The sequence below is a fragment of the Protofrankia sp. Cj3 genome, from assembly GCF_917627355.1.
Taxonomy (GTDB): domain Bacteria; phylum Actinomycetota; class Actinomycetes; order Frankiales; family Frankiaceae; genus Protofrankia.
In genome coordinates, this window is record NZ_CAKJTR010000006.1 from 1,162 (window position 1) to 4,455 (window position 3,294).

A 3,294-nucleotide genomic window follows, 5' to 3' on the forward strand; every position below is an offset into this window, starting at 1 on the left:
CCGCGGGTTGCTCGGCTGCCTCGATCAGCCGGTCGAGTTGCCGGGCCATGATGGTGGGGCTTCCGACGTGGCGGCGGATCACGGCCTCGTCGATGATCGCCCACAGCTGCACGGGCTGGTCTCCGGTGAGGATCTTCTGCCGGTTCATCCGGAGCTCCACGGCCCGGTCGACTTTGTGGGCGGGTAGCTCCGGGGAGGCGGCGCGGATGACCGCGCGTGCGTAGTCCTCGGTCTGGAGCAGGCCGGGGACGAGCAGGCTCTCGAACGTCGCGATCGTGGAGGCCTCGGCTTCCAGGCCGATGTAGACCTGGAACCAGCGGGGCACGAGATCACCGTAGGAGTGCCACCAGGCGGGCCTGCGGTTCTCCTTCACCAGTGCCAGCAGGGCTTGGCGCTGCTCGGCGTCGGTGACGCCGTAGAGATCGAGCAGGTCCGAGACGTTACGCAGGACGAACCGGAACTGGCCGGTCTCCATCCGGCTGATCGTCGGCCCGCTGCGATGGATGTGTTCCCCGGCCTGGTCGACGGTCAGCTCCTTGGCCTCCCGCAGGCGGCGCAGCTCCGCGCCCAGGCGCCGGCGCCGCACGGTAGGGCCTGGTGTGCTCGGCATCGCCCTCCCTTCTCCCGGTAGCAGTCTGCCAGCCCCTGCCTCGGGCCGATCAACCCTGACTCACGTATCCGTCATACGTACTTGCGTATGAGAGTTCCATAGGTGCATTCTGCCAATACCACCGGCGCCGCCCATGACGGCGCTGGGGCGTGGAACGAAGGGCACGCCAGGAGATCGATTTCCGGTCGGCAAGGGCAAGGGGGCAGGGCCATGGAGGAACACCGGTACGTGGTGTGGGACGCGGAGGGACGACCGCTGGGCGCGTTCGGTGACTTCGACGCCGCCCACGAGTGGGCGCACCGGCGCCTGCGGCAGGCGCTGACTTGCCTACCCCTGACTGTGGATGACCGGGTGGCGAAGGTCAGCCGCCTGTCGCCGGCGCGGTGTGAGCTGGTGGTGTGGGTCGAGTTCGCAGTCCTCCCGGGCTGCGACCTGCCCGGCCTCACACGGGGTGCGGGCGCTCCGCCGCATTGCCTGCCCGCGCGGCCCGCACGCGGATGAGCACTACGATCACCGGCCGCCGCACGCGTGGCGCCGCGTGGGGATCGGCATGACCGGCGGCTCCTCGTCCGCGATCCGGGTTGCGGTGGCGCATTTCCCGCCCACGATCGTCGCCGTCCCCCAGGTGCGCAGGAGCACCGTTGACACGCTCACCCTGTGGTCCGTCGACCCGGACGCCGTCAGCGTCGCTGAGGTAGTCGTATGCGAGCTGGCCTCGAACGGCGCGGAGGCAAGCCACCCGGACGACGTCGTGGCCGTAAGGCTCACCGCGACCAGCGGGACCGTCCTGATCGAGGTGTGGGACGACAACGACGCCGGCCCCCGCATCACCGACCCGGACACCGACAGCGAGGGCGGCCGAGGCCTGCTCATGGTCGGCGCGCTGAGCAGCCGATGGTCCTGGTACCGCGCCAAGACCCGAGGCAAGGTCGTGTGGGCGGAGATTCCTGGCGGCCTGGTGCCAGAACCAACGGCCACGGTTGCAGCGATGCCGACCCGAACAGCGATCGTCGGGCCGGAGCCCACGGGGCCGGTCGTCTACCGCACCGACTCGGAAACCCTGCGGCGGGTCGCCGATGCGCTGTGTGGACTTGACCCCTGGCACCGCCCCCGTCCACCCGAATCTGTCGCACACCGCGTCAGTGTCAGAACCTGACCGGGGGTCGGCCATGAGGAAAGCCAGCCTGAAGGCAGAACAGAAGGATCTACGCGATCGTATGCTGGACGCGGGGTCAACCTCCGCGGAGATCGCGGGCGAGTTCATCCGCCGCTACCGTTGCGAGTTGGAGCGCTGGCCCCACCCGGCCGAACGGCGGCGGCTCACCCCGCAGGTTCTCGCGCTGCTCGCGGCCACCTACGGGACAGACGTGCACAGCCTGCTCGACGTCCACGACCGCGCCTGCCTGCGGCCCGCAGACAGGCTTGTGATCGACTCCATGGGCGCCAGCTCCGTGGACACATGCACCTGCGGCTTATACGGAGAGCGAAAAGCGATGATCTCGGCTGCACGGACGGTGCCACTCCGCGCGCTCCCAGCGGTTCGATCCAGTGCCTCGGTGCAACCTTTGCCGGTCGTACAGACGAACACCTCGTCCTGGCCACTGGTGGACCTGGAGGTCCGAGGGCCGGGTTCGCGGGGCGAAGAGAACGCCGGCAGCCCAGGGCGAAACCTGGCCGGCCTCAGTGTCTCCGCGGATCCTCGGCGGCCACGATGCGCCGAGTCCCAAGCACGACAGCGATCATCTGGTTCATATTTCCTACTCGCATCACCCAAACAGGCCATCAGTGTGGCTGGCATAAATGGGCTGAAAGTATTAAATCTTGCTGACTGGCCGTTCCGACTTCAAAGTTGGAACGAGACCAGTCCGACCTCGCGCGGTACATATGCTGAGCAAGGCGGTGCACTTCATCAGCATCGCCCGCGGCGGCGGGGCGGCCGACTCGCCGCTACAGCGGGTCCGTCTGGACACTGCCCACGGCCACATCCTGCTGTCCGACCCGGCCACCCGGGATGATGGGCGGGCCCTCCTCGACCGCGCCGCGACGATGGCCGCGCGCTACGGGCTGAGCCACCAGCTGCGCAGCATCGAGGGCATCAAGGCCCGTGAGCGAGGGGGCATCCGGCCCCCGGCGGTGACCAGGGAGACGAGCGCGTGACGGACAACCAGCCAGCCATCACCGACGAGGCGCGGCACCAGGCCACCCTGATCTGGGACTACCACCGGATGCACCACGACGTGCGGCCGGTCGATGTCGCGATCGGCTTGGGCAGCCACGACCTGGGGGTGCCGGTGTTCTGCGCCGAGCTGTATCGCGCCGGGCTGTTTTCGACCCTGGTGTTCACCGGCGGCCCCAACCCCACCGCACCGGAGCGGTTCCCCCGCGGTGAGGCCGTCCACTTCCGGGAGCATGCCCTCGACCTCGGCGTCCCCGACACCGCGATCCTGCTGGAGACCAAGGCCCGCAACACCGGTGAGAACATCACGTTCTCCCGGCAGGTCCTGGCCGCGGCAGGCATTGCCCCAGCCTGGGTGCTGCTGGTCTCCATGCCGTATATGGAGCGGCGCTCCTTCGCCACCGCCCGCAAGCTATGGCCCGAGGTCGAGGTGATCTGCGCGTCGCAGCCGCTGGTGTTCGACGACTACCTCAAGAGCATCGGTGACGACAAGATGGTCATCGACATG

6 protein-coding genes are annotated in these 3,294 nt (G+C 68.6%); 4 read left to right on the top strand and 2 right to left on the bottom strand.

Going from position 1 to position 3,294, the window contains the following annotated elements; translation table 11 throughout:
• Nucleotides 1–610: helix-turn-helix transcriptional regulator (locus MJ783_RS01495; protein ID WP_239308082.1), on the bottom strand; the 610-nt coding region annotated here is incomplete at its 3' end.
• A gap of 210 nt (nt 611–820) precedes the next feature.
• On the opposite strand from MJ783_RS01495, the gene MJ783_RS01500 reads away from it, so the two are divergent.
• Together MJ783_RS01500 and MJ783_RS01505 are read left to right on the top strand one after the other, a co-directional pair.
• Nucleotides 821–1,111 (top strand): hypothetical protein, encoded by a 291-nt coding sequence (locus MJ783_RS01500; protein WP_239308083.1) that lies wholly within the window; start codon nt 821–823, stop codon nt 1,109–1,111.
• A gap of 49 nt (nt 1,112–1,160) precedes the next feature.
• The gene (locus MJ783_RS01505) at nt 1,161–1,766 is read left to right on the top strand and encodes an ATP-binding protein (protein ID WP_239308084.1); all 606 of its coding nucleotides are present in this window, start codon (nt 1,161–1,163) and stop codon (nt 1,764–1,766) included.
• Nucleotides 1,767–1,842: 76 nt separating this feature from the next.
• On the opposite strand, the gene MJ783_RS01510 is transcribed toward MJ783_RS01505, so the two are convergent.
• Entirely contained in the window at nt 1,843–2,001 is a 159-nt protein-coding gene (locus tag MJ783_RS01510) for a hypothetical protein (RefSeq protein ID WP_239308085.1), read from the bottom strand.
• A gap of 493 nt (nt 2,002–2,494) precedes the next feature.
• On the opposite strand from MJ783_RS01510, the gene MJ783_RS01515 reads away from it, so the two are divergent.
• A complete protein-coding gene (locus MJ783_RS01515; RefSeq protein ID WP_239308086.1) occupies nt 2,495–2,767 on the top strand; it encodes a hypothetical protein in 273 nt (90 codons plus the stop codon).
• Nucleotides 2,764–3,294, top strand: a 531-nt coding sequence (locus MJ783_RS01520) for a YdcF family protein (protein ID WP_239308087.1), incomplete at its 3' end; no start/stop codon positions are given. The genes MJ783_RS01515 and MJ783_RS01520, both read left to right, overlap by 4 nt.

Bases quoted from the DNA above. Each gene is read 5' to 3' on its own strand.
- MJ783_RS01500 (WP_239308083.1), top strand. From the start codon at position 821: ATGGAGGAACACCGGTACGTGGTGTGGGACGCGGAGGGACGACCGCTG.
- MJ783_RS01505 (WP_239308084.1), top strand. From the start codon at position 1,161: ATGACCGGCGGCTCCTCGTCCGCGATCCGGGTTGCGGTGGCGCATTTC.
- MJ783_RS01515 (WP_239308086.1), top strand. From the start codon at position 2,495: ATGCTGAGCAAGGCGGTGCACTTCATCAGCATCGCCCGCGGCGGCGGG.